The sequence below is a fragment of the Rhizobium grahamii genome, assembly GCF_009498215.1.
In the GTDB taxonomy this organism is placed as follows: Bacteria; Pseudomonadota; Alphaproteobacteria; order Rhizobiales; family Rhizobiaceae; genus Rhizobium; species Rhizobium grahamii_A.
Genome location: NZ_CP043499.1, coordinates 276,847 through 302,044, shown reverse-complemented (window position 1 = coordinate 302,044; position 25,198 = coordinate 276,847). Strand labels below are relative to the sequence as shown.

The 25,198-nt window shown below is 57.4% G+C and carries 27 protein-coding genes and 1 pseudogene; 15 read left to right on the top strand and 13 right to left on the bottom strand.

What is annotated here, in order from left to right:
• Window positions 1–11 precede the first annotated feature (11 nt).
• From FZ934_RS20310 to FZ934_RS20300, 3 genes are all read left to right on the top strand, one after another.
• Window positions 12–467 (top strand): nitrate reductase cytochrome c-type subunit, encoded by a 456-nt coding sequence (locus FZ934_RS20310; protein ID WP_246737987.1) that lies wholly within the window; start codon window positions 12–14, stop codon window positions 465–467.
• Window positions 468–472: 5 nt separating this feature from the next.
• Window positions 473–1,183: a NapC/NirT family cytochrome c gene (locus FZ934_RS20305; RefSeq protein WP_153272728.1), complete on the top strand. Its 711-nt coding sequence runs from the start codon at window positions 473–475 to the stop codon at window positions 1,181–1,183.
• 604 nt (window positions 1,184–1,787) lie between these two features.
• Window positions 1,788–2,111, top strand: a complete 324-nt coding sequence (locus tag FZ934_RS20300) for a hypothetical protein (RefSeq protein ID WP_194273857.1) — start codon at window positions 1,788–1,790, stop codon at window positions 2,109–2,111.
• 247 nt (window positions 2,112–2,358) lie between these two features.
• On the opposite strand, the gene FZ934_RS28700 is transcribed toward FZ934_RS20300, so the two are convergent.
• The 11 genes from FZ934_RS28700 to FZ934_RS20250 all read right to left on the bottom strand — a co-directional run bounded on the left by FZ934_RS28700 (window position 2,359) and on the right by FZ934_RS20250 (window position 13,579).
• Window positions 2,359–2,589 (bottom strand): DUF6894 family protein, encoded by a 231-nt coding sequence (locus FZ934_RS28700; RefSeq protein ID WP_432443652.1) that lies wholly within the window; start codon window positions 2,587–2,589, stop codon window positions 2,359–2,361.
• Between the two features lie 96 nt (window positions 2,590–2,685).
• Entirely contained in the window at window positions 2,686–4,572 is a 1,887-nt protein-coding gene (locus FZ934_RS20295; RefSeq protein ID WP_153272727.1) for a nitric oxide reductase activation protein NorD, read from the bottom strand.
• Window positions 4,573–4,581: 9 nt separating this feature from the next.
• Window positions 4,582–5,394 (bottom strand): CbbQ/NirQ/NorQ/GpvN family protein, encoded by an 813-nt coding sequence (locus FZ934_RS20290; RefSeq protein WP_153272726.1) that lies wholly within the window; start codon window positions 5,392–5,394, stop codon window positions 4,582–4,584.
• A gap of 27 nt (window positions 5,395–5,421) precedes the next feature.
• Window positions 5,422–6,762 (bottom strand): cbb3-type cytochrome c oxidase subunit I, encoded by a 1,341-nt coding sequence (locus tag FZ934_RS20285; RefSeq protein ID WP_153272725.1) that lies wholly within the window; start codon window positions 6,760–6,762, stop codon window positions 5,422–5,424.
• A 22-nt stretch (window positions 6,763–6,784) separates the two neighbouring features.
• A complete protein-coding gene (locus FZ934_RS20280; protein WP_153272724.1) occupies window positions 6,785–7,237 on the bottom strand; it encodes a c-type cytochrome in 453 nt (150 codons plus the stop codon).
• Between the two features lie 276 nt (window positions 7,238–7,513).
• Window positions 7,514–8,326 carry a c-type cytochrome gene (locus tag FZ934_RS20275; RefSeq protein ID WP_153272723.1) on the bottom strand — a complete coding sequence of 271 codons (813 nt, stop codon included), beginning with the start codon at window positions 8,324–8,326 and terminating at the stop codon, window positions 7,514–7,516.
• Window positions 8,326–9,948, bottom strand: coding sequence for a b(o/a)3-type cytochrome-c oxidase subunit 1 (locus FZ934_RS20270; protein ID WP_153272722.1), 1,623 nt, complete (start codon window positions 9,946–9,948; stop codon window positions 8,326–8,328). The genes FZ934_RS20275 and FZ934_RS20270 overlap by 1 nt, the downstream gene beginning before the upstream one ends.
• A complete protein-coding gene (locus tag FZ934_RS20265) occupies window positions 9,938–10,495 on the bottom strand; it encodes a cytochrome C oxidase subunit II (protein WP_153272721.1) in 558 nt (185 codons plus the stop codon). Before FZ934_RS20265 ends, FZ934_RS20270 begins: the two co-directional genes overlap by 11 nt.
• Window positions 10,496–10,666: 171 nt before the next feature.
• Window positions 10,667–11,878: a c-type cytochrome gene (locus tag FZ934_RS20260; protein ID WP_153273961.1), complete on the bottom strand. Its 1,212-nt coding sequence runs from the start codon at window positions 11,876–11,878 to the stop codon at window positions 10,667–10,669.
• A gap of 50 nt (window positions 11,879–11,928) precedes the next feature.
• A complete protein-coding gene (locus tag FZ934_RS20255; RefSeq protein ID WP_194273855.1) occupies window positions 11,929–12,642 on the bottom strand; it encodes a c-type cytochrome in 714 nt (237 codons plus the stop codon).
• A 388-nt stretch (window positions 12,643–13,030) separates the two neighbouring features.
• Complete coding sequence (locus tag FZ934_RS20250; RefSeq protein WP_153273959.1) at window positions 13,031–13,579, bottom strand: cytochrome c oxidase subunit 3; 549 nt, start codon at window positions 13,577–13,579, stop codon at window positions 13,031–13,033.
• A 261-nt stretch (window positions 13,580–13,840) separates the two neighbouring features.
• On the opposite strand from FZ934_RS20250, the gene FZ934_RS27875 reads away from it, so the two are divergent.
• The 6 genes from FZ934_RS27875 (at window position 13,841) to FZ934_RS20225 (ending at window position 18,012) form a co-directional block, all read left to right on the top strand.
• On the top strand, window positions 13,841–13,996 hold the full coding sequence (locus tag FZ934_RS27875) for a hypothetical protein (protein WP_194273854.1): 156 nt from the start codon (window positions 13,841–13,843) through the stop codon (window positions 13,994–13,996).
• A 3-nt stretch (window positions 13,997–13,999) separates the two neighbouring features.
• Complete coding sequence (locus tag FZ934_RS20245) at window positions 14,000–14,494, top strand: hypothetical protein (protein ID WP_153272720.1); 495 nt, start codon at window positions 14,000–14,002, stop codon at window positions 14,492–14,494.
• Window positions 14,495–14,504: 10 nt separating this feature from the next.
• The gene (hemE, locus tag FZ934_RS20240) at window positions 14,505–15,533 is read left to right on the top strand and encodes a uroporphyrinogen decarboxylase (RefSeq protein WP_432443651.1); all 1,029 of its coding nucleotides are present in this window, start codon (window positions 14,505–14,507) and stop codon (window positions 15,531–15,533) included.
• Window positions 15,534–15,623: 90 nt separating this feature from the next.
• Window positions 15,624–16,853, top strand: a complete 1,230-nt coding sequence (locus FZ934_RS20235; protein ID WP_153272718.1) for a PAS domain-containing protein — start codon at window positions 15,624–15,626, stop codon at window positions 16,851–16,853.
• Window positions 16,854–16,919: 66 nt separating this feature from the next.
• Window positions 16,920–17,192: a BON domain-containing protein gene (locus tag FZ934_RS20230; protein WP_153272717.1), complete on the top strand. Its 273-nt coding sequence runs from the start codon at window positions 16,920–16,922 to the stop codon at window positions 17,190–17,192.
• Between the two features lie 364 nt (window positions 17,193–17,556).
• Window positions 17,557–18,012 carry a pyridoxamine 5'-phosphate oxidase family protein gene (locus FZ934_RS20225; protein ID WP_153272716.1) on the top strand — a complete coding sequence of 152 codons (456 nt, stop codon included), beginning with the start codon at window positions 17,557–17,559 and terminating at the stop codon, window positions 18,010–18,012.
• Between the two features lie 265 nt (window positions 18,013–18,277).
• Here the strand turns inward: FZ934_RS20225 and hemN are convergent, their stop codons facing one another.
• Window positions 18,278–19,630: an oxygen-independent coproporphyrinogen III oxidase gene (gene hemN, locus FZ934_RS20220; protein WP_153273958.1), complete on the bottom strand. Its 1,353-nt coding sequence runs from the start codon at window positions 19,628–19,630 to the stop codon at window positions 18,278–18,280.
• 223 nt (window positions 19,631–19,853) lie between these two features.
• Between hemN and FZ934_RS20215 the strand changes: the two genes are divergently transcribed.
• The 6 genes and pseudogenes from FZ934_RS20215 (at window position 19,854) to FZ934_RS20190 (ending at window position 23,053) form a co-directional block, all read left to right on the top strand.
• Window positions 19,854–20,138, top strand: coding sequence for a DUF2249 domain-containing protein (locus tag FZ934_RS20215; protein WP_153273957.1), 285 nt, complete (start codon window positions 19,854–19,856; stop codon window positions 20,136–20,138).
• A 198-nt stretch (window positions 20,139–20,336) separates the two neighbouring features.
• On the top strand, window positions 20,337–21,527 hold the full coding sequence (locus FZ934_RS20210) for a hypothetical protein (RefSeq protein ID WP_246738034.1): 1,191 nt from the start codon (window positions 20,337–20,339) through the stop codon (window positions 21,525–21,527).
• Window positions 21,511–22,025, top strand: a pseudogene (locus tag FZ934_RS20205) (DUF2249 domain-containing protein). The gene FZ934_RS20210 and the pseudogene FZ934_RS20205 overlap by 17 nt, the downstream one beginning before the upstream one ends.
• The gene (locus tag FZ934_RS20200; protein ID WP_153272714.1) at window positions 22,012–22,323 is read left to right on the top strand and encodes a metal-sulfur cluster assembly factor; all 312 of its coding nucleotides are present in this window, start codon (window positions 22,012–22,014) and stop codon (window positions 22,321–22,323) included. Before FZ934_RS20205 ends, FZ934_RS20200 begins: the two are co-directional and overlap by 14 nt.
• Window positions 22,324–22,333: 10 nt before the next feature.
• Window positions 22,334–22,588 carry a DUF6522 family protein gene (locus FZ934_RS20195; protein WP_194273853.1) on the top strand — a complete coding sequence of 85 codons (255 nt, stop codon included), beginning with the start codon at window positions 22,334–22,336 and terminating at the stop codon, window positions 22,586–22,588.
• A gap of 204 nt (window positions 22,589–22,792) precedes the next feature.
• On the top strand, window positions 22,793–23,053 hold the full coding sequence (locus FZ934_RS20190; RefSeq protein WP_153272712.1) for a ribbon-helix-helix protein, CopG family: 261 nt from the start codon (window positions 22,793–22,795) through the stop codon (window positions 23,051–23,053).
• An 886-nt stretch (window positions 23,054–23,939) separates the two neighbouring features.
• On the opposite strand, the gene FZ934_RS20185 is transcribed toward FZ934_RS20190, so the two are convergent.
• Complete coding sequence (locus FZ934_RS20185; protein WP_153272711.1) at window positions 23,940–25,154, bottom strand: NnrS family protein; 1,215 nt, start codon at window positions 25,152–25,154, stop codon at window positions 23,940–23,942.
• Window positions 25,155–25,198 lie beyond the last annotated feature (44 nt).

The window sequence follows — 25,198 nt, the reverse complement described above, 5'->3', positions numbered from 1 at the left end:
GGCCCGGATGGATGGCGGTAGCGGCGGGCCTTCTGGTCTTCCTGACGACGGCGTCCGTTGCCCAAGTGATTCAGCAGACGGTTCCTCAGCTTGAGGGTCCGACCCCTTCGATGGAAACCGGCGAAGCGAAGCCCCTTCCGAAATGGATTATCGACGACCAGCGAAGAATGCGCGCTTATCCCGATCAGCCGCCGATCATTCCGCATTCGATCGAAGGCTACGAGCTTTCTGTCAACGCCAACCGTTGTCTCTCATGTCACAAGCGGGAGTTCACTCAAGATAGCGGGGCACCGATGATTAGTGTGACCCACTATATGACGCGCGAGGGACAGATGCTGGCGGACGTTTCTCCCAGACGTTATTTCTGCACTGCGTGCCATGTACCGCAGGCTGATACCCAACCTCTCGTGCCGAGCGAGTTCAAGGACATGAGCGAACTGGGCGTCAGGCCCGCGGGAAGCGAGTAACGATCATGTTCGGATGGATCAGGAAGATCGTCATATGGTGCTGGTCGATTATCATCACCCCGGCTGCCACCATAGGCTTAGGCGTCCTGACGCTGGGTGGGTTCGTGGGCGGCGTTATGTTTTGGGGAGCCTTCAATACGGCGCTCGAACTGACAAATTCCGAGAAATTCTGCACGTCCTGTCATGAGATGCACGACAACGTCTATCAGGAACTAAGCCGGACCATCCACTTCTCCAACCGGTCGGGAGTCCGAGCAAGCTGCCCAGACTGCCACGTCCCCCACCAGTGGACTGACAAGATCGCCCGCAAGATGCAGGCATCGAAGGAGGTCTGGGGAAAGATCTTCGGCACAATTAACACGCGGTCCAAATTTCTCGAGAAGCGGCTCGAGCTCGCGCAACACGAGTGGGCGCGAATGAAGGCCAACGACAGTCTCGAGTGTCGGAACTGTCATGCATCAGTCGCCATGGACTTTCAAAAACAGACGCAGAGGGCCGCAGAAATTCACACGCGCTATCTGCTGTCTGGTAAGGCGACGTGCATCGACTGTCACAAGGGGATCGCTCACGAGTTACCCAACATGGACGGCGTCGATCCCGGCTGGAAGATGCCTAAGGAGCTGGAAGGCAAGAAGATGGTACGCCAGAGTCCGATCGATGAGCTTCAAGAGGCGGTGCAGCGTGCCCATCTTGAAATGGCGGACGGAGCGGAATGATGGCAGGACGTCGCGTGCTGCGGCGGACATTATCTTGCGAGAGACCCAGTCAGGCGTCAGAAGAGCGAGAATGTCTTCCGCAGCAGCGCGGTAGACGTCGCGGTCACGGCCCTCCATGGTCGTGCCGGCGACCGCCGCTTCGAGCATCGACTGAAATGCCGAAACGCGCGACGCATGGTCAACGACAGTCCAGACCGTCTCCGTCGATGCCGCGACTATCAGATATGCTGTGATTGAGATCCCCCAATGACCCGCCCCATTTCTCTTCCTATGAAGAAATGGTGAGGCGAAAAACGAACGACCGCAATAGCGTTTGATATCAAATCGCCTAGTCCGCGTGTCGCCATCAACCTAGTATGCAGTAGCGGTGAACGCGACCGGCTGAGCGGCTTCAACCTCGTACGCAGCGAATGCCGCCAATATAGACTTCATTGTCATGACACCTCTTTTGTCGGAGAAGGCTCAGGATATCCGCAAACGGTCTCCAACTCTTTGACGTTCATCAAAGTGCTGACCCAAGGAAAGGGATTAAGCTGGCGCGAACGGATGTGGATCGGCTTGTGCCGGTTTAAGCGAGCGCAACTTTCCAAAGGGAGGATCAGGCATGCTCTCGACGAAACGCGACGGAAAGCAGGGTGGAGAACGCTTTCCCATCCCCACGGAAGGCGAGATCGAGGGGAAGCTCATCGTACTCGAATCCATCGCCCTTGCTTGTGTCGAGGACACGGTTGCTCACCGCAATGCTGGTGCGATTGCCAGACTCCGGGAGAATATCGAGCGCATGGTTCGGGAGCGCTGCCACCCACTGAAGCTGGCGCCAGACGATGAAGTCGCCGCAGAGCAATACGCGCTCGAATTCTTTGATGCCGTTGTCGATGAGGTATTTCGACGCCGGTCGCAACGCCCGCCGAGCCGGTTCGAGACATAGATCCGCGAGGCGGATCAGCAACCATGTGACAAGAGAAGCGTCGGCAACCGAGAACAACAGCCGAGGGATAGAGACGTTTTGTCATGAGGTCTATTCCTGAATGTCAGAAGGCCCGCCGGAGTGGGCCCATCTGACACAAGAGTGTGCTCATAGGCGCTCCCGTTCAGCAAAAGCACGCAGCGTGATCTGGCCGTCGCGTGATACAGCGTTGGGAGCGAACGGCCGGGTTCCGCACCGTGAGATGCTGTCAATTATCATGGACGATCGGAACGGTCGCAACGACCGTCCCCTTCTCGTCCGTAATCTCGAAACGCGAGGCATTCCGACAGCCCAGCGGAGATACCATCTTGATTCCGTTTACCAGGGCCGCAGTGATTGCCTCCTCCACGTCCCGCAGAACCCAGCCGGTGGCGTCTCGTACGAGCGTGGACCCCGAACAAATGTTGAAGAAAAATCGGCTCCCACGCCTACCCGACATCGAGGCGGCTCCTTTCCAGGACTCGCAAAGCTTCCATCTATCGAAAAATGTCTTTGTCCGCTTTGATCTTGATCAGCATCGGCGTAGCGCACGTCGTCACGCGGTGAGGTTCCTGTAGATCGCAGGCAGCGCGCTAGGCAGCTTCGCGATGTCCGACACCAGCGCATATCCTTGGCGGCCGAAAATAGCAGGAAGGTAGTCTTCCGCATTCCGATCGACGGTGACAGCGAAGACGGCCTGACCGCGGGCGCGCGCTTCATAGACGGCGCGCCTGCAGTCTTCGAGCGCGAACCGTCCTTCGTAGTTATCTACGTCATTAGGCTTGCCGTCAGTCAGGATCATCAGCAGCCGCTTGCGGGTCGACTGCTTGTCGAGCTGCGTTGAAACGTGGCGGATGGCGGCGCCCATGCGGGTGTAATATCCCGGCTTTAGACTGCCGATGCGGCGTGCGGTCGTGAGGGTGAATTTCTCGTCGAAACGCTTAATGGTTTCCATGCGGACCCAGTCGCGGCGACGAGATGTGAAAGTTTCGATCGAGAACCGATCTCCGCAGGCGTCAAGGCCGCGGGCAAGCACATCGAGTGCCTGCATTTCTACGTCGAGCACCCGTCGATTGTTCACCCAGGAATCGGTTGACAGGGAGACGTCTACAAGGATCGAAGTGGCGAGTTCGTGCGTGGCGGGACGCGCGCATTCATAGACATGGTCGTTTGGCTGCCCCGTTACCATTAGGTCGATACGCGACCGGATCACGGCATCCATGTCGAGGTCGTTACCGTCCAACTGTGCGCGCCGTATCTCCCGCTTGGGACGAAGGGTTTCAAATTGCTTTCTGATCTTACGCACGACCGACTGGTCGGTGGCCAACGACCCTGACGCATCGCTCTCGGCGGTCCCTACGAGGACGCGGCAATGATCCTCCAAATACTCGTTCTTCCTGAAGTTCCATTCCGGGTAGACGAACTCCGCTTCGATCCGCGATGTATCGGCAGCCTCTGGCGAGAGATCGAGATCGAAGTGGAACTTCGATTTCGGCTTCTCCTTCGTCTGGCTCAGCACGACATCGTCGAGCTCTTCTGCGGCCGACGGCTCGTCGTCCTCGCGATCGTCGATCGGACGGTCGACGTTGATCATCTCTGCCATTGCCAAGATCTTCTCGAACCGGTTCAAGATGAAAGGATCGCGCTTGCGGTCGTCCGAGTCATTCTGTCGCTTGGCCTCATGCGTGTTTTTCTCACCGCTCTCACGTTCAATGGAGTCCGACGGCAGATCGTCCCTGTCGGTGGCTCGGAGCTCGACTTTGCCCCGAAAATCAGGCCAAAGCGGAACGGACAGCATAGGGAGATAGCCCGCTGGTGCGCCGCTGATCGCTGGCCTGGCGTCTTCCGGAAGGTCGTATTCGATCGGGAACGATAGAGCGGTCATGGCATACGTCTCGACGCGAGCCTCGACTAGAGGCAACTTTCCTCGGGCACGGCAGGAAGCCAGTGCGTGGACAAGTCGAGCGTATCTACCGGCCATTCCCGGAAAAGTCGTGACGACCAACCTACTGTTCCTTCGACCCGACTCGATTCGAGCCATGTCAGCGAGCACCGGATCAACGGGAACGTTCTCCGTTAGGGCAACCGCGACGTATCCGGCGAGCCAGAAGTAGAGATCGCGGTTGAGACCGCGGTCGTTGAAGACGTCGATCACTGCCGGAAGATGGAGCGCCGAGTTGTCCCAAGTCGGGTGATCGGTTCGCTCTTCGCCAAGGCCCACGACCTGCCGCAGACGAAGCCGATGAGAACTGGTTTTCTGCCGGGATTTCTGGATCTGAAAAGTCGGCTCCCCACCGAAAGCCCGGAAACAGACCGAGAGCTGCGCCCTTACGTCGGCAAGACGGACGGCTTTGTCAGGATGATGGGGCCACGAGCTTGTCTCGCCTACGATGCGATGCCAGGCTCGCCCGACGGTCTCTTCGAGTTCCAGAAATTCCAGCATGTTTAGATCCTATGCAAACATCGCCTTGGCCACTTCAAGGAGTGCGGCCTTCACGTCCGGTTCGTCCGTGAGCGGCTCCACGATAGCTGCGCGAACGGCGTCTGCGACCGGCATGCCGGCTTCGATCAATGTCGCGCAGTAGATGAGGAGACGGGTGGAGACGCCCTCTTCGATGTCCTGCCCTTTCAGAATGCGGAGTCGTCGAGCGAGATCGACCAGCGGGGCGACTTTGGCTTCCGAAAGTCCGCTTTCGATCGCGACAGTAGTGATTTCCTTGTCCCGCGGGAGGAAGTCGAACTCGATCGAGACGAACCTCTGGCGCGTGCTCGGCTTCAGAGCCTTCATCAAGTTCTGGTAGCCCGGATTGTAAGAGACGACGACCATGAAGGCCGGCTGCGCTTCGAGAATTTCGCCCGTCCGCTCCAGAGGAAGGATTCGGCGGTCGTCCGTCAAAGGATGGAGAACGACGGCGACGTCCTTTCGTGCCTCGACGATCTCGTCGAGGTAGCAAATCCCACCGTTTCGCACTGCCCTCGTCAACGGGCCGTCGACCCAGACCGTCTCGCCGCCCTTCAGGAGATAGCGGCCAGTCAGGTCAGCGGCCGTAAGGTCGTCGTGGCAGGAGACTGTCGAAACTGGAAGTCCCAGCTTCGCAGCCATATGCTGGACGAACCGCGTTTTTCCGCAGCCGGTCGGCCCCTTCAGCAGCACCGGCAACTGCCGAGTCCACGCGCTCTCGAAGAGGGCGCATTCGTTGCCTTGCGGGGAGTAATGAGGGATTTCCGACTTCGGCGTCAGTGGGAAGTTCAGAGCTATTGTCATTTCAGTCTCCAGTAGGGAAAGGCCCGCCTATTCGGCGGGCTGAGCTGCAATGTTTGGAAGGCGAGCGCGACCTGGAACTAGCACCGACCAGATAAACATGATGGCGCTGACGAAGACGAACACGCCCGAGCCAAGTCTGATCCAATAGAACAGCGCGAGCTGGTCTTGGACGTCCATGTAGGATTCGCCAAGCACGCGCTGCAGGTGAACTTGGATAACGCCGGCGAACGTCAGCGCGAAAGTCATGACCGACATGGCGCCGCACATGATCCAGAAGCTGCTAATCGAGAGCCACTGATTGTAGGGCGCGCGACCTCGGATCTGAGGAATGGCGTAGGCCATCGCGGCAAGGTTCAGCATTACGTAGGCGCCGAAGAAAGCGAGATGGCCGTGAGCTGCGGTAACCTGCGTGCCGTGGGTGTAGTAGTTCACAGACGACAGCGTATGCAGGAAGCCCCACACGCCCGCGCCGAAGAACGCCATGACCGAGCATCCGATCGACCATAGGATCGCAGCCTTGTTCTCATGTTTGCGGCCGGCCCGCCACGTCATAACGAAGGTGAAGACGACCATTGTGAAGAACGGGGCGACTTCCAACGTAGAGAAGAGCGAACCAATCCACTGCCAGTATCCGGGAGCGCCGATCCAGTAGAAGTGATGGCCCGTGCCGAGGATACCCGAGAACAGGGCTAGGCCAACGATGACGTAGAGCCATTTTTCGATGACTTCGCGGTCGATGCCGTTCAGCTTGATCATCAGGAACGCAAGAACCGACGCCATGATCAGTTCCCAAACGCCTTCTACCCAGAGATGGACAACGTACCACCAGTACATCTTGTCGAGCGCAAGATTGACCGGGTTATAGAAAGCGAAAAGGAAGAAGATCGCGACGCCCCAGAGCCCGAATAGCAGGATGTTGGTAATCGTCGTTTTGCGGCCCTTGAGCGCCGTCATGGTGATGTTGAAAAGGAACATCAGCGCGACGATGACGATGCCCACTTTGATTGCGAATGGCTGCTCGAGAAACTCGCGGCCTTCGTGAATGTGGAATAAGTAACCAACTACTGCGACCGCAGCGGCCACCAGAAAAATCCAGAACTGGGCGATCGCCAGTTTCGGACTGTAGAGCTCAGTTTCACACTCCTCCGGGATGAGGAAGTATGTCGTACCCATGAAGCCCATCAGAAGCCAGATGATCAACGCGTTCGTATGGATCATTCGGACGATGTTGAAGGGAAGGACGACAGATAGAGTGTTCGGAAGCACGTAGATCGTGCCCGCGATGACGCCGAAGAGTAGCTGCGCCATAAAGAGGCCGAGGGCTCCGTAGAAGTAGAGCATGGCCACGCTTTGAGTTTTGTATTTCATATTGATTGTCCCTCTGCCTCGCTCAGCCGGCCTGGTTCGGCGGCCAGTTTTGCGTCTTGGTCTTGCTGACCCACTCGAGGAAGTCGGCGAGATCGTTTACTTCCTGGTCGGTCAGATTGAACTGCGGCATCTGCCGGCGGCCCTCGATGCCAGAGGGCTGAGCCCCCATCCAGGAGTGAAGTGCATCACGAGCGCTTGCGGGATCTTTGTCGCCGCCCCAGCGTATCCAGACGTTCGACAGCTCCGGCGCGAAGTAGGCGCCCTCGCCATCGAGGGTGTGGCAGTTGATGCAAGCGTTCTTTTCCCAGATACGCTTTCCGCGGGCCACGCCGTCGGTAAGGGTTGCCTCGTCCGTAGACACAGTCCGGATGTAGTAGTGACTATGGGCCGTGAGGCCCAAGAAAATTGCGAAGAAGAATGCGGAGCCGCCGTAGAACACGTTTCGGGCGGCGGTTTTAGTGAGGCGTTCAGCCATCGATCATCCTTTCATGTCATTGGCGGAGCCGCCTTGACGTCGGAAATCGAGCACAGTGGCTCGTCATCACGGGATGAGTGATTTTCGGAACGAGGTCTTTGTGGATTCGCAATCAGCGAGGCAATTGGCCGAAAGCCATGGTGCGAGGCTGTTCTTATGCTGGGAAAGGGGCGATGTGAATGAGGACTTAGAGGCTGTCCACGATGGCAGACGCGTTCATCAATGCAATCGATTCCGCTGCTTGACGACTTGATTTCGCAAACGACCTTTGATCGGCTATTCTGTCGCCTGCTCCGGTGCCGGCTTGTTAGCGTAATATTTAGCCGCTGCCTCGATTTCCTCTGGAGTCATCGCGTGAGCGACGTTTCGCATTTGCCTCGTGATGTCATTCTCACGGGCGCCGGAGGCGAATGCCGCAAGCTGAGTCTTCAGGTAAAGCTCAGATTGACCTTCCAGCCACGGGCTTCCGAGCTTATTTTCGATGCTCCCGTGACAGGACCCGCATGGAGCGATTCCCCTCATAGGTGCTCCGCTTGCCACGATACGAGGGACAGGGTTTCCTCCTGCCGGATGGAAGCCTGGCAACCTTGGAAGGTACGCGTAGTAGGCAGCCAGATCCTGCATGTCCCGCTCGGAAAGGTTCAGCGCAAATGGAGACATGATTGCGTTGACTCGTACGCCGTCTTTAAAGTCTCTAAGCTGTTTGTAGACCACGCTCGCGTACTGGCCCGCGAGGTTAGGGGAGTCGGCTCGGCTCACGCCCGTTGGTCCGTGGCAGATCGCGCATTGCTGCGCCAGCGTTGCACCACGACCTATCGCTGCATCATCGCGGACGCTTGATACCGCTGACGCGATCTTCACCAGCGAGGTCTTATACTCCGGCTTCACTGTTTCTCCTGTCTGGCTCGCGCGCGGCACCCCGGCCGCACGACAGATCGAGTCCCACAGACTTGCAGCCTGTTGCCCTGCCTCGAGATTCGGAAGCAACACGAACCCCAAGACCACCGACGCAACAAAGAGGCCGGCAGTCACCGCGACGCTGGTGAAGGTCCATCTGACGTTGATCTTTCCGAGGTCCGGCTCGGCCATCACTTCTCTCCAACATAGACTGCGGGTACAGAGGTGTCGCTTCTGACAGCGAGCTGCAAGATGGGGTACCCGTAGTTTGTAACAGTCAGCCCGATCATCAGCGCCACCCACAGCCCATAGCTATTCAGAAGAGCCGGTACCCTGGTCGGAGGATGTACCGCGAGCGCGAACCGGTACTCCTCGGATGGTTCGGATGGACGAAGCTGCGATCGCACCAGCACCGTAATGAAGAGGATGCCGGATACGACGAGAATGAAGCCGCCGATCGCCGACAAAACTACCGTTATAGCTTCGTTGGCGAGGGCCGGCTCTGTGAAGTCGAAGTATGCCATTCTGCGCGGCATTCCGAGAATCCCGACGTAATGCCAAGGGAACGTCGTAACAATCATCCCAATAAACCAGAGCCAGAGTTGCAGACGGACCATGCCCATACTGACAAGGGGTCGACCGGTGAGATGGGGCCATAGATCGTAAGCGATCGCAAAATACATGATCACGATCGCTCCACCGAAGATCAGGTGAAAATGACCGGTGATCCACTGCGTGTTGTGGATCGTCGTGTCAAGCTGGTAGCTCATGTTGATAAGACCGCCTGCACCTCCGAACCCTAGCATCACGAAGGAGAAGGTTACGGCGAGCATCATCGGATTGCGCCAGGGAAGCGCCTTGATCCAACCGAATGGCCCGGTGCCACCGCGCGCCCGCGCCGCTATTTCGACCGAGGCGCAGATGGTGAATACCGTAAGCAAGGTCGGAAGAGCGACCAGCGCGGTGAATGCTGAGTGAATGAATTTGAAACCGGCGCCGACCTGAGGATCCGCAAAGGCATGATGGATGCCGATCGGCATCGCTACGATGAGGAAAAGGATAAACGAAATGCGGGCCATGGTGTCACTATACACGCGACCGCCGATCGCTCTCGGCACGATAGTGTAATACGCGATGTAGGTCGGCATCAGCCAGAAGTACACGATCGCGTGCAGGGTCCACGAGAAGAAGACACGTGCCAGTCCGGCATCGATCGTATTTTTGAATCCCAATGCCACTGGGAGGATTTGCAGCAGTAGCTCCAACGCGGCTCCGACCGCCGTCCAGGCCCACAGGTAGGATCCTGCGACGTTGGCGAACATCGGAAGCGGAACTGGCACGCCGGGATTCGCCTTCTTCCAGATCCGAAGATTGACTGACATCAGCGCTACCCAGATCCAAGAACCCACCACCACCATCACGACGCCGAGATAGTAGAACGGACTACCGATCAAGGGCGGATAGAAGGTGTACAAAACCGACGCCAGGCCTAGAGCGACTGGAACCATCGCGACTACCGCTCCAACTGCGATAAGCCAGAAGCCGATCCAGGCCCATCGAGCGCCGACGAGCTTCTGCTTGAGCGACGACTCGCTGATCGCATACCCGAACCCCATGGCGACCAAGGTTGGAAATACGTACCCCATAACGGTACCGTGAGCCGTTAAGGATCGGTAGTACCATTCCGGATTGCTCACCCAGTTCGCAAGCGGGCTGCGGACGTACATCTGCCAAGCCCCGAGAAGGAGCGCCGCACCAAAAGCTGCAAAGGCCAGCCAAAAGTGCGCCAGAATGAGTTTGCGGTTAAAGAGCACAGGACAATCTCCTCTTGTCGGCGACCTCGGCGAGGAATTCCTGTTTGTCTATCACCTTTACCTTACCCCACATTCCCTCGTGCCCGACGCTGCAGAATTCCTGACAGGGCATCAAATGTTCGCCCGGCGATGCAAATGAGGCCTGCAGAACAGACACGTAGCCGGGCACCAGCATAGTGTTGATGTTCGTACCTTGCACTAGCAGCCCATGCACGACGTCGGCGCTGGTAGCCCGAAATGTGATCGGTGTTCCTGCCGGAACCACGAGACAAGGTGGGGAGAAGGAGTATTGCTGACCCACCGCTCGGACCGTTACAGATCCATCGCTCTCGACCGCGCTTCCAAGATTGGATTCAATGAACTCTCCCTGGAGATGGAGCGTGGTAGGGTCGACCGTTTCGACGGTCCTCTGCGGCATCGTCGCCTGGTGGATGCCGGCGAACGCTGCCATCCCAGCAAGAAAGACGATAATGAGAATTGATATGGTCGCCCACCTGCGCTCGACGCGCTCGGCAATTTCCAAGCCCTTTTCATGAACTGTCGCCATCATCCGCTCCGAGGGACGAAAACAAGGAAGTAGAACAGAAACCACATGAACAGAACAAGCGCGGTCGCAATGCCTGCGACCCAAATGGCTCCTTTCGGACCGCGCGAGACTATCGCTTCGACGGCCGTATCATCCGGCGGAGCGCCGGGATCGGAATTCAGCATCTTACCCTCATTCCAGTGGTGCCGATCTAAGTCTGTTGGCATCGGCGGCGTTCACCGGCGTGCCCCTGTTGCCCCACGCCGTACGGATATAGGACACGACGGCAGCGACCTCGTCGTCGGAGAGCGTCACTGCAAATGGCGGCATTCCGTGTGGCATCGGGTTTTTCAAGGTCGCCGGCGGATAGCCGCCATTCAGTACCATTCGAATCCCGTTAACGGCCGATTCCATCTGGATCGACTGGTTGCCGGCCAGCGGTGGATAGTGTGGCGGTTTGCCTTCGCCTTTTCCCCCATGACAGCTTGCGCAGTCGCGGTCGTAGACGGTTTTCCCGAGGCTGATCAACAGACTGGCCTCGGAAGTATTAACCGACGAACTGGGAGCTTCCGGCTGATCCTGAGCGATGCTCTTCAGATAGACCGCCATGGCACGGGTGTCCTCGTCCGTCATGTACTGGAGGCTGTTGTAAACAACTTCAGCCATCGGTCCGTAGACTGCGCCTCGTGCCGACACTCCCTTCTGAAGTAGGTCCGAGATCTCTTCGATCGACCAATCGCCGAGACCGGCTTCCTTGTTCGACGTCAGCGACGGCGCGTACCAGTCCTGCATAGGTATAAGGCCACCTTGGAATGCCTTTGATTCCGACGTTCCGCCGAGCGCGTTGATCGGGCTGTGGCACATACCGCAGTGGCCCAGCCCTTCGACAAGATACGCACCGCGGTTCCATTCGTCGGATTGCTGCGGGTTCCGCTTGAACTCGCCTTCGTTGAAGAAGAGCGTCCGCCAGCCGAGGATGAGTGACCGATTGTTGTAGGGGAAGCTCAGATCGTGAGGTCTATTTGGCTGCCGGATCGGCGGCAAAGACTTAAGGTATTCGAATATCGCATCGCTGTCTTCGCGGGTGACCTTCGTGTAGGATGGAAACGGCATTGCGGGATAGATAAGGCCTCCGTCCGGGAAGCGCCCGCTATGCATGGCTCCGTAGAATTCATCCGCAGACCATTTCCCGATTCCCGTCTCCGCATCGGGCGTAATATTTGAGGCGAACAACGTCCCAAACGGCGTGGGCATTGCCCGTCCACCAGCGAACACCTTTCCCTCAGGCGCGGTATGACAGGCTACACAGTCGCCAGCGCGTGCAAGATACTCTCCCTTCTTAACTACATCGGAACGTTGATCGCTGGCCGGATCTTGTGCGGCCGCCGGAAGCAGGGCCAGCATAAGGGCAGCCGCCGCCCCTAGCAGGGTCGAGTTTCCGTTCAACCTCAGCTTCATTGCTGCTTCCCTCCATCAGGCTGACTTCCGCATGCGAAGGGAAGAGCGAACGATCCAGCAGGGGACGGAGCCGAGCCGGGTGGCTGTGAGAGGGTGGCCAGGTATGCGGCCACGGCACGAACGTCGTTTTCAGTGAGATGGCCAGCGACGATCTGCATGCAGTCAGGAGCCTTGGCGGTTCTGGTGCCGTAGCGCCAGCCCCCTAGCTGAGCACTGATGTAGCTCGATCGGAGACCGAGAAGTCCCGGAATTCCAGGCGCCTGCCCAGTGAGAGACCCGCCGTGACAGCCGACGCACGCGGGAATGGACCGATCCAGATCGCCCTGCGTCACTAGCGCGTGGCCGTGGTCAAGGACTTCCTTGCTGACCTCAGGTGGGTTCTGCTTTGGAAGCTCGGGACGCTGGTCGCTGAAATACTCGGCGAACTGCCTTAGGTAGTCGTCCGTCAGATACGCGAGCAAGTAATTCATGGGCGGATATTTGCGACGCCCGTTCTTGAAGGCCTCAAGCTGGTTGTACAAATAGCCGGCCGGCTTGCCCCCTAGCCGGGGAAAATACGGGTCGTTGGTTCCGCGGCCCTGAAGTCCATGACAAGGAGTGCATGCCTGCACTCGTTCCGCCATGTCGGAAGGATAGCTCTGCGCCTGTTGCGCCACCGCTGTCGTTAGACCCCAAAACAAAAGACAGAGCGACAACACGACTGTCCGCATGCGCCAGTTCCTCCTCGAACACGCCGTCGTTCCGGTTGTGATCGCTCATAGAAATGGCGCTTTGGGTTCCTCTGTCAATCGCAATGCGATGCTTTTTCTTGAGTTCGATCTGCCCTTTATGACGAAAGCAGTCTCTGGGCTAGCGCAACTAGCAGCAGGATCGCTGCCCACCCGCTTATCGCGATAAACATCGTAGCCTGGCTGTTACGCAAACCGAGGAAATCGAGCGCCACTATCCTTACCTTGCAGGCGGCTATAGCCGCGATCACGCAGGCGAGAGCGAGGCCGCCGCGTCCAAATGCCAGTGTCAAGCCGACCGTGGACGCACTTAGGGTAAGAAGGATCGCGAGCGCCCGCGTCGTCGCTCTTTTGGGAAGGGTACCGCTTTTCATATCAGGTATACGATCGGAAACATGACAAGCCAGACGATGTCGATCACATGCCACAGCGTCGTCATGAGATGGACGTTCTGGGGGGAAGGAAAGCGGGCAAGCAACGCCAGCACCAGCGAACCGAAGAGGACGTGGACGAGATGAAAACCCGTCATTAAAATATAGAGGGTCGAGAACGCGTCGTCCGAAAGCAGAGACGCACCTTCCAGGCTGTACTCGTACAGCTTCAGGGCAACGAAAAGCAGTCCGCCTGCAGAAGCCGCGCACAGCGCGATCCTCCGCTTGAGCAGTGGTACTGGCGTTGCGGCGACCGCTGCGGCCCATCCGCTTAGCAGAAGGATCGCAGTGTTGAAGGCAGGAACGACAAGCGTCATGCGAGCTCGCCCTGCTGCAACTTCTTCCGGATGAAGCCAGGAAACGACGACGAAGGCGACCAGAAGAGCGCCAAAAGCGGCAAGCTCGCTCCACGCGAGGATCCAGACGAGCAGGTCGTCGTTGGCTTCTTCGATAGCAGTCTCTTCAGATGTATCGGCAATCAATGTCATGACCGACGGAATAAAAGATGTTTTTTCGCGCTTCTTTGTCAAAAGGCAAACGCGAGCGTGGTGAGCCGGTAATCGTCCCTTAACTTCAAACTGGTAAAGCGTTAATGTCCGAAAAGTTAGACGCTTGGACTGTTGCGGGTCGGCCATTGTTCAGAGTAGTCGGCCCCCACCTCCCGCTTTGGTTCATTCCGCCCACTCTTTGACCGATCTCAAAGAAACGTGTTCGTGAGCGCTCTATGGTCTCCGTAAAAGGAGACTGTCATGACAGATGCTCAGATCGGGCTATCGATCGCTACCCCTGTAATAGTGATTTTTGCAATCACCCTCTATCGCATGGGCGTGTTGCAACGAACCGGTGTCGTCTCCGCGATTGTTGCCGCAGTTGCTATCGCTGCAAGTCTCTTTCTTCAGAGGTAGGACATGGAAAATCTCCAGATACGCCGCTTCGCGGATCTCGAAGCATGCTACGGCCAGCTCATGTCATGGTGCGATCTTCTCGAGGCGATCGCGGACTTTCTCCCGTGTCATCTCGATGAGAGGCTTTGCGACACCTTAACGAACGGTCTTATACCGTTGTTGCAGGCGACACATCGCCTGGAGGAGCAGGTACTATCTCAGGGGCTGCATTACATTCTGGCAGCAGCCGAGCGATCCGAAGCAGAAGAGCACCGACGGCGAGAGCGCATCAGCGATCTTGAGAGCGCACGGGAGGTGGTTGACGTTCTCACTTCGCTCAAGGACGGCCGCTGCCGCCTGTCTTGGGACGCAATCGGATATCTATTGCGGTCGTTTTTCTGCGCCATGCGGAAGCACATTCAGGCGGAACGCCAGTTTATTCTGTTGATTAAGAAGGCGATGAACCAGCGACAGATAGCTGTCGTTGATATTTCGGCGGCTGCGGTGGAAGCCGCATAAAGTGACGAGCATGCGCAGAAATCTTGTTCGCGTCCTTGACGGGGAAACCCTTTCGCCTCCCCCGATCTGGCTCATGAGGCAGGCTGGTCGCTATCTTCCCGAATACCTGGAAACGCGGGCGCAGGCGGGAAGCTTCTTGCAGCTATGCTACAACCCGGAACTCGCGACGGAGGTCACTCTGCAGCCGATACGTCGGTTCGGGCTCGATGCCGCCATCCTGTTTTCAGACATTCTAGTGATTCCGGATGCATTGAAGCGCAATGTCCGTTTCAATGAGGGGCATGGCCCAGTAATGGATCCGATCGACGAATACGGGATCGCGACCCTGAGCGCCGAGAGCATCTTTGCTCACCTCAGCCCGGTTATTCAGACGGTGGAATCACTCCGGATCAGACTTCCCGCCCCCACGGCCCTACTTGGTTTCTGTGGAGCTCCGTGGACGGTGGCAACGTACATGGTGGCCGGGAGGGCCACTCCCGATCAGGCCCCTGCCCGTCTCTTTGCGTATCGGCATCCAGAAGCCTTCGAACGGCTGCTCACGCTATTGGCCGACGTTTCGGTGGAGTATCTGGTCGCTCAGCTAGACGCAGGCGCCGACGCGGTGCAGATATTCGACTCCTGGGCGGGCGTTTTAGGCGAACCGGAGTTCGAGGCGTACGCCGTCCGGCCGGTCGCACGGATGATCAAAGGCATCAGGGCCAGACGCCCTTCGGCGAAGATCATAGCCTTCCCAAAGGGCGCGGGATTGATGCTGAAAGAATATCGGCGCAGAACGGGAGCGGATGCCATCGGTCTTGACTGGACCGTCCCACTCGACTTCGCGTTTGAGCTGCAGAAGGACGGCCCCGTTCAGGGCAATCTCGATCCCATGCGACTTGCGGCCGGCGGCAGCACTCTTGATGAAGGCGTAGATGCAATTTTGCAGCGCCTTGGCGACGGCCCGCTGATCTTCAACCTGGGACACGGGATCATTCCCCAGGTAGCTCCCGAAAACGTTCAGCGGCTCATCGACCGCGTCAGGGGCATATCGGAATCCTAGCGCCGTCATTTTCGGTTAATGCATTCTTCATGCTTTACCCCCAGAAATGGGGGACGAGAAGTTTCCCTCCGCTATACGGAAGACGCGCGCATGAAAAGCCAGCACAATGAAGCCGAGGCTCCCTTCGAATTTGATGAACTATTTTTTTCGCGAACCGACAAGCGTGGGAAGATTTGCTCGGGAAACAGCGTCTTTCGACGAATAAGCAGATTTGACTGGGACGAACTACTTGGGAAGCCGCACAACGTGATCCGGCACCCGGACATGCCACGCGGCGTTTTCTGGCTGATGTGGGATAGGATTCGGCGGGGGCTCCCAACCGGCGCCTACATCAAGAACCGAGCCAAGGATGGAGATCACTACTGGGTCTACGCGATCGTGACATCGATCGAGGACGGATATCTGTCCGTTCGGCTAAAACCATCCGGTCCGCTTTTTGAGGTTGTCAAATCAGCGTACGAGCGGCTGCTCAGCATAGAGGAGCGTGAGAGGGTGTCGCCGCAGCAGAGCGCCAGCTTGCTCATGCAGCATCTTCAGGAACATGACTTCGAAGACTATGACGCGTTCATGGCGAGCAGTCTTCTCGCTGAACTTGCTGCCCGCGATGACAAGATCGGGCGCTCCCGCAACGGCTTGGTCGAACTGCTTGCAGATCTCTGCGGCACATCCAGGAGGCTGTACGGCATCGCCCGCGAGATCATGGGAGCATATGCGAATCATCGATTCGTTCCTTTGAACCTGATCGTGCACTCAGGACGTCTCGGAAGTTCAGGAGCGGCGATTGGAAAGATCTCCCAGAACTACGGTACGCTCGCGACAGAAATCGAGGCTGCACTGGAAACCTTCTCGGTCTCCGCCCGAAAGGTCACCGAAGCCATCCAGCACGGCGCTTTCCTTATCGGAACGGCGCGGCTCCAAGATGAGATGTCCGCGGCCTTCCTCGAAGAAGTCCTCGACGACAGGATCGACAGGATAGAGGAGACTACGTGCCTCGACAGCCAGACCTCAAGTTTTTGGACGAGGTCGTTCGAAGGCCTTGCCAAGATCCAGGGAGAAACATCCGACTTCATAAGAGCCGCCGGAGATATGAAACGACTGTCGACGGGACTGGCGGCCATCCGAGTCATGGGAAAGGTCGAGGCCGGCAGGCTCCGCACGCGTGTCCTTTCCGATCTTGTCGCGGACCTCGCGGCCTTCCAAGAGAGGTTGAACGTTGGCCTCGTTGAGATCTCCCGCCTGAATGACACGCTGCTGAACAGTACCCGACATGTCTTGAGAGCTTTCGATACGGCCGACGGTCGGAATCGTTCTTCTGTTTGATTTGCATCAACGCTGTGCGTCCACTCCTCATGTTTGATGCCAATCGGCACAACGGAGGCTCTTACGATGGACGTAACCGACATTATCCCAATTGGCGACGACGCCCTGTCCACAGCCGTCAGGAGCCGTCTGCAGCTTGAACTCGGACTAACCCATCAGGACGTGAAGGCCACCGTCTCAGAAGGCGTCGTGACCTTGCGCGGCAAGTTGGGGAGCGCGTCCAGACGGGAAGCAGCGAAGGTGTCCGCAGAAAGCGTGAAAGGCGTACGAAGGGTCATCAATGACATCTCGATGGCCTATCACATGGCGGCCGGTCCGAGGCGGGGTTTGGCTTTTTGAGGAAACAAGCTCAACGATACTCAGAAAGCCCGAACATTTGACGAACCTCAAAAACGATCTTCAAAGGCGAGCCTCAGCGATCGATGCCGATTTGTCTGTCGCGCTCGATAGAGAAGCGGCGAACGAGCAACGCTGGTCGAGAATGCCGAGGTTCTCCGAGGGGTTACAGCTCGAAGGTGCCGAACAGATGGCCGCTATTGACGCCGCTTTGCTTCGTATCCAACGCGGCGCCTTCGGAAAATGCGTGAAGTGCCGGAGCGAGATCGGGGCCGAACGCTTCCACGCCGTCCCTACACCCCATTCTGCATAAATTGCGCTCGTTCGTTGCGCTGAAAGAGGCAGATCCATCCGAGGAGAAGACATCATGTCGATGCATCTACGCGAACTGAGCCCAAACGAATGCTACGAGATTCTGGAGCATACCCGCTTCGGACACCTTGCGTGCTGCAGAAATGGACAGCCTTACATCGCGGCCATCTACTTCGCCTTCTCCGGCAACATGGCATATAGCTTCACGATGCCAGGCAAGAAGCTCGATTGGATGAGAGAGAACGAGAAGGTCTGCCTCCATGTCGAGCATCGGTCGACCTCCGGCTGGACAAGCGTGTTGATCGACGGGGCTTTCGAGGAGTTTCCCGATAATGATCTCTGGCGGGATGAGCGCATGAGGGCCTGGTCGCTCTTACAGGCCCAGCCCGACTGGTGGGAGATTGGGTCTCTTTCGACGCACGAGATTCCCGTTCTCTCAGAACCTCCGCACGCCTTCTACGGTATCTTGGTTCATTCGGTTTCGGGACGAAGCGCCAGCAGAGCCGATTAGCGGTTCCGCGCATTTTTTTAGAATGAGTTTGCCGCTAGGCCTCAGGCTCCGGGACGATGTAGTTCAGGTACCCGTAGCCAGCGCCGTGTTCTTCAAGGTCTACCACTCTCTCAATCGTATCCAGAAGACCCTTTGCTCGCTAACGCGGTGAGAAGATGTCCCACAGCGTAGCAACATTGGTGGAAGCTAGAATCTTCCCCACAGCGAAGATTCGTGTGGGGTAAGTTCACTTGGCTAGGTGCGGACCCAGCGGTTGAGATGGAACTCAAGCTGCTTTGCTATGCGTTCTGCCAGATGCGCCGAGATACGCGTCGAAGGCTGCAGCAACAGCGCGTACCATGAACCGCGAGTCCTTGGTGACGGACACCCGACCATCGACGACGACGGCGACGCCATCTCGAATGAGCTCTTCAAGGCGTTCATTGCGGTCGAGCAGGAATTCCGCCTCGTAACCAGCCCTGCCGCTGATCTCGGCAACGTCCACCTCGAAGTCGCACATCAGGCGCTCGATAAGCTGAGCCCTCAACCTGTCTTCGTCCGTGAGCAGGTAGCCTTTGGCGGTCGGAAGAATGCCGGACGCCACCATTTCGGTATATCGTCCTATCGCCACATGATTTTGGTAGTAGCCCGAGGAAAGACGGCCGATCGACGACGCGCCTAGACCGATCAGAGTGCTGCAGTCGTCTGTGGTGTAGCCTTGGAAGTTTCTGTGGAGCCGCCCGTTAGTGGAGGCAACCGCAAGTTCATCCTCAGGCAATGCGAAGTGATCCAAGCCGATCCGCACGTAGCCTGCTGCAATGAGCTCTTGGGCTATTGCTTCCGCCTGCTCATTGCGTTCAGACGCGCCCGGAAGCGCAGTTTCGTCGATCAAGCGTTGATGCTTTTTAAAGGCAGGAACATGCGCGTAGCCGAAGACTGCGAAACGCTCTGGGCGAAGTTCGACCGCCATTTGAACCGTTTCTATGCACGAGTCGACGGTTTGAAATGGCAATCCATAGATCAGGTCGAAATTGATGCTGGTCACGCCATAGGCCCGCAAGCCCGCAACCGCTGCCTTCGTCTGGTTGAAGGTCTGAATTCGGTTAATCGCCTTCTGTACGATCGGATCGAAGCTCTGGACGCCTAGGCTGGCCCGGTTCACACCGTTTTCGCCTAACGCCACGATCATTTCGCTGTCGAGCGTCCTAGGATCGATCTCCACCGCGATGCTGGCGTGGTCCTCGAAGTAAAAGGAAGTTCTCAGCTTCTTCATAAGAGCCGCAAATTCATGCGGTTTCATGATGGTCGGCGTGCCGCCGCCAAAGTGCACGTTTCGAACGGGAATCCCTCCCTGGGCGGCATCCGCCACCAATTCGATCTCCCGGCTCATGACATCCAGGTAATCAAGGATGGGAGCGTCCTTCTGGGTAATCGTGGTGTGACAGCCACAGTACCAGCACATCGATCTGCAAAATGGCACGTGGAGATATAATGACACGGGATCGCCGCGGGCCACGTCCTTAAGCGCCGCTGCATATTGCTCGGCACCGACAGCTTCTCCGAAGGCGGGAGCTGTCGGATAGCTTGTATAACGCGGGAGGCGCGCTTCGCCGTACTTGGCCACCAGATATTTCGACATCATCTCGTCCGTTGTTTCAATCATGCCTCCTTATGAACTCGGGCGCGTCGGCGTTCCTTGTCATATGTCAATGAACGGCATCGAAGACTGAAGGAAACCTTCCTGAAGTTTGTCCGCTGTCAAAGTTCGCCAGCTCGTCGGCGGCTATCGTGTGATCCGACATCGTGGCGTGCCGCCGCCCGTCACCGAGCTTCAAGCGGCGATCAAAAGGAATTTCAGTTTCATGTCCGAGAACTTGAACCAATCTGCCGGAATCCCCCACATCGACGTTCGCATCCTACCTCCAAGCGAACGTCACCCCCGGATCTTTGGCACGCTCCACACCCTGACGCCGGGTGACATGCTGCACATTACGAGCGATCACGAACCGCGGCCGCTTCAATACCAGCTCGAGACTGCATTACCTGGCAAATTTTCCTGGGAGTATCTCGAGCAGGGGCCGGACGTTTGGCGAGTCGAAATTATTCGCCTCGACGCCGGATGCGACTGCTGCTGCGGCAGTCACTAGGATAGGAGAAGCACGATGATGCCCATGGGGACGAGCCTGTCGCGGTGGACGATGTCCTACTTCGCAGCGGCGCTCTTCTTTCTGCTGCTTGCAGAAGGACTGCTTGCGGCAGGGGGCTGGGCGCCGTCTTTCGGCGTTACAGAACCCTGTGCTCTCATCATCGTGCATTCAACCACCATCGGCTGGCTCTTGTTGCTGATGATTGGCGCACTTTTGCAATTCGGACCTGTCTTGACGGGCCTTGAGCTTCCTAAAGGCAATCTTGGCCTGATGGTGCTTTTCAGCATCGTGCTAGGTTTGGTCCTACTGCTTTCTGGCTTCGGCCTGATCGATGCCGGCTCGTCGTATGCGGGGCCGACGATGACGGTTGCGGCCGCGGTACTTGTAGCCTCGATCCTGTCGATCGCGGCGATGCTTTTTTCTTTGCTCTGGCGCGGGCGCTATGCTCACGAGGCGTCGCCATACGTCCTGCTCGGAATCGCAAGTCTCGTCGCCACAGTAGGTTTGGGCGCGCTGTTCGCAATCGTCCTTCCGGGTGTTGTAAGCGTGCCTACCGTTGTGAAATTCGTCGTTGCGGCAGTCCCACTACATGCCGGTTTCGGCTTGGTTGGATGGATGACCTTCGCCGCTGTTGGAGTCAGCTACAAGCTGCTTCCAATGTTCTTGCTTTCGGATGACATGAAACATTCGAGAACACTCCTTCGTAGTTGCATTGCTGTCGTCGGTCTTCTTGCCCTATCCGCGTGCGCGCTGACCGTCGACGAAACCTTCGCTCGCATCCTCGGATTGCTCGCCGCGGCGTTCTTTCTGCTGGCAGGCGGGGCGTACGTTGTCGAGCTGGTGCATGCCTACAGGACCCGGCGGAGGAAGGTGCTCGAAGTGAACACTTACTGGTCGCTCCCTGCCTTCGCCATATTCGGCGTCAGTGCCGCCTTCTTCCCCGTAGCCATGCTTGCAGGCGCCGATGAGAGGATATTCGTCTCGCTGACCTACCTGTTCGTCTTTGGATGGCTGACCGGGCTCGGCCTGGCCCAGCTTTTGAAGATCGTCCCTTTTCTGACATGGATCGAGGCGTTCGGGCCGCTTCTTGGACGTCGTCCGACACCGAAGCTGGCAGATCTTGTCCACGGCGGTCGCGCTTCGGTCTGGTTTACAATATTTTACAGCGCCGTGGTCGTGGCGGCTGCTGCGATACTCTTCTCTCAAGACGGTGCCTTCCGCGTCGCCGTCTTGGCGCAAACCCTTTCGACGGGTGCCATCGCCGTGGAACTCGCACTTTCCCGTGCGTTGGCGTGCGTCGATGCGGATACAAAGAAAAGTCCATTCAAACACCCGGCCTTTTTCTTCGCCGGCAACCACAGAGGTGATGCCAATGGTTCAGCTTCGTGAACTCGATGTACGACAGATACTCCGCGACGGAGGCATGCCCTTCCAACTGATCATGGATACGTTTGCCAGCCTGCAGCCTGGCGAAGGCGTTCGTCTCCATGCGATCTTCGAGCCACGGCCGCTAATACGCCAGCTCACGGACCGCGGCTTCGATCATACAGCCCGACGCATTGCTGACGACTATTGGGAGATAGATTTTGTCCCAAAGGACGCTGCCGAAGAGGCGTCTGCACCCGATGCGCTGTGGCCTGATCCTGTCTGGAATATGGATCTCACCGACCTTCCGCCCCCGAGCCGATGGAGCGAATACTCGCGAGGCTCGAAATGATGGACAGCGGCGAAGTGATGTTTGCGTTGCTCAACAGAGAGCCCGTTTTTCTCTTCAATGAACTGAAAGAGCGTGGTCATGAATGGATCGGCAACTTCGACGAGACGGGAAAGGTCTACCGCATCATGATCCGTTGCACGCCGCTGGAGGGAACCAATGCCAAAACCTGAGTTAACATCCGACATAGTACTCGATGCCTTGCGGGACATAGAAGACCCCGAGATCGGAACGAACATCGTAGATCTAGGCTTGATTTACGACGTCACCATCGACAAGGATCGCGCGGTCAGCGTCAAGATGACAACGACAACCCGCTTCTGTCCCGCCTCGGCCTTTCTCGCAGATGCGGTGAAGACGCGCGTAGAGTCGCTAGAAGGGGTTCCGCGGTCAACTGTGGAACTCGTCTATGAGCCTGTATGGTCACCCGAAATGGCGGAGCTGTTTTCTTTAGGCTCCGTCGCTAAGTGAGGAGCAGATGATGGCCGATCAAATTGACATCAAAGATTTCACATTAGATGCCGACTTTCTAGCCGGTCGGTTCGGTGTCGCGACCGAAATCCTCCGCCGTCAGATGCAGCAGGGGCTCGTTCGCAGCGTGATAGAACGAGGCGAAGGCGCGGATGCAGGGAAAACACGGCTCACCGTCCGAATCGGCAATCGCTCTTGGATTGCCGTCGTTGCGGAAGACGGAACCAGGATCACCGAGCGTATGGCGTTCTGCGCTATTAAGTAGTGCGTATTCGGGTTTGCGGCGGGCGGAATTCTGCCGATGGCGGAACTGTAACCGGCTCTCGATCCCACGACCTGCGGCCTATCCAGTCTGGGTGGTGGATGCGAATCAGGTTTGTGGCGTCGATCTACAGCGGGCTCAGATGAGGTGACCAGCCAACCGATTTGTCTTACATTGTCTTGCAGTTTGCCGAATTGGAGAAGTTCTATGACCAAGTCGCATGGATCGGAATCTGTAACTCTCCCTGTCCCTTCGGATGTCGTTGCGAGCATTGAGGCTATCGCTGAAGCTACCGATCGATCAAGAAACTACATCATCGTTCGCGCCCTGAAGACGTATCTCCTAAACGAAGGGGCGGATGTGTTGGCGGCGGTTCGCGGCCGCGATCAGATCGCGGACGGAGATTATGAGGACATCGACGACCTCATCGCCGATGTGGACAAAATCGTTGCCGGACAGGCTGCATGACGCGAGTGAAAGTCTCAAAAAGACGCGGCCGAATTCGTCAGGAATGAGGCTGCCTATCGAACTCGAAGAGTCCCCTGTGTTGGAAGAGTCGTATGATGACTCTTCCAACTCTTTATAAGCTGTAAATTTTGCCAGTTTTGCTTCGGTCTGCAGTCCGCGCCTTGCTGGCGTAATGGGCGATCCGAGCGGCATATGGCGCGGATACCGTTGCTGATCTCGCTCGGAGGTATTGAAAGGCGCCCCTTTTTCGTTACCACACGCTGTGCCGAACAAGGTGTCAATGCAGACGTCAAGACGAAAAAAGGCGAAATTGGGCAACCACCACCAAACATCCTTGTACTTCGAGGCCGATGAAATTTCTCACCTTTGGTGCGGTGTTTCGCCGTTGCCGTGCGTACAACCTGCCGGGCTTTCGCCGCTGGTTCGATGCCAAAGTCCTCTTCCATCCACGGATGAACGTGCTCGTGCCCATTAATGCTATACCGGCTCGAACAGCTCTTACAGCGTCGCGCCCGTCACGATCATCCATGACCACGACGATTTCCTCGGTTTAGCAAACGCACTGAGATCTTGGACGGCTGGAAAGCCCTTGGGTCCCCAGCGTGGCTCCAGTCTGAATGTTGGTCATCCGGTTTCCCCGACGTTTCCCAGAATGTCTCGCGCTTGTATCGCTGCGCTTCGACTGTCTCGAGAACTGTGATCCTTTCTCTGTTACGTCCAGCCATCGAGCTACGGTTCGAGCGTTGCGTCTTTGATCGTGGCCCTGTGCCTGGATCGCGAATGGCCTCAGCGAACACGGTACTAACGACGATGCACAGTCGATGCGGAACTTGCGAGAGTCAGAAAAGGGGGAATGGCCTAGATTTACGACCGTGAACGCTCCAGATTAGCTTCCGCGGATCGTCAGTGGTTTCCGCCCGATGCAGAGCATCCCGGCATGCTCGTACACGAAAAGCGCGAAGGCCGCGGTCCAACCGACTGCCGCGAGCAGCACAATAACGCTGCTGTAGTTCGGAAAAAGTTCGGCAACAGGCCTTATGAGAGCGACCAATGCGAGCAAGACGTAGGAAAGGTTTGTTGTCAAACCTGACTTCAGCTTTCGTCCCGTGTGACCACGGCTTGCGCGCGTCATCACCGCCAGCATCATCAACGACACGCCGCCGATCGCGAAGACATGAATGACCGCAAGCTCCGGCAGTCCCAACGCCTGAAGGGCGATCGCGGCAAAGCCAAGTGGGACAAACGCAAACGCGGCGTGCAGGATGAAGACGATTGGCTCGGGCGACGTAACCCAACCGCGCCAACGGACAAGACGCGCCACGTTAAGGCCGGCAGCTAGCAAGCCAAGCGCGCCGCTTACCATTGAATCTGGTGCGAGCGACCAGATTGCAAGCGAGAGAGCCCCAACGATGATGCTCGCAGAGTCAAAGCGATTATAGGGAACAGGAAAATCTGTTCGACCGAATTGGTTTATCCAGTTCCGAGTGAAACTGGGAAGGATTCGACCGCCCACTATCGTGACTAGCAGGATGTAGGCGCCCAGCCCGAGCCGGATCGAGACGTCCGGGCCATTGCCGGCGATAGCTTGAACGTGAAACAGGAGGTTGGCAGCCGAAAGTACGGCAAGTCCCGCGATGACTTTGAGGTCTTTCCATTTCTTACCCGCCACCACTTCTCGGGCGCACAAGACAAGCATGACAGGCAGAAAGAGCGCATCGATCGCCGCGGCTGGCGCGACCCCGATCACTCCGGATGAAAGCATCGCGATTCGGCCAGCAGACCAAAGCGCAAACAGACACATGAGCGGCCTGCCAGCGATAGGCAGCCTACCAGTCCAGTTGGGAATGGCGGTCAGGAGAAAGCCGGCCAGGATCGCAGGCGCGAAGCCAAACAGCATTTCATGGGCATGCCAGTAGAGCGTCCCATACTCTGTCGCCACCGGAAGTCCAAGAGTCAGGAAGGCGGCCCATATGTCGATGCTGACGATCGCCCAAATCGCGGCTGCCAGAAAGAACGGCCTGAAGCCGTAAGAGAAGATGACGAGGCCTTCACGAGACATTCCGCGGGGAGCGTTGGCGCTGTCATTCTTTTTGTTCTGCATGATCGTGTCTCCGAAGTTGATCATGCACAAATGCCGTTCTTTGC